This is a genomic window from Caulobacter sp. 602-1 (assembly GCF_003931565.1).
Taxonomy (GTDB): Bacteria; Pseudomonadota; Alphaproteobacteria; order Caulobacterales; family Caulobacteraceae; genus Caulobacter.
Window position 1 is genome coordinate 1 of record NZ_RRYI01000195.1, and the last position, 277, is coordinate 277.

At 67.9% G+C, this 277-nt stretch carries 1 protein-coding gene; it reads left to right on the plus strand.

The genetic code is table 11. The features are described 5' to 3' along the window. On the plus strand, window positions 1-277 hold a 277-nt coding region (locus tag EIK80_RS25835; RefSeq protein ID WP_199743659.1), incomplete at both ends, for a hypothetical protein.

The window sequence follows — 277 nt, forward strand, 5'->3', positions numbered from 1 at the left end:
GCCCTGATCGGACGTGGCGACATCTCGATGAAGGAGGCCGAGGACGCGCTGCGCGACTACCAGGGCCAGCTGGAACGGGTGTTCAACGAAGTGCGCGAGCTGGAGAAGCACGGTGTGCAGCCGAGCGAGTCGGTCGAGTCCGACCAGATGATTCCCGCGGGGCTGGCCACTGCGGTGGACAAGTCGCTGCTGGCCCGGATCGGCGATGCGTTCCTCGCCTTGCCGAACGGCTTCACCGCGCACCCGCGAGTCCAACCGGTGCTGGAGAAGCGCCGGG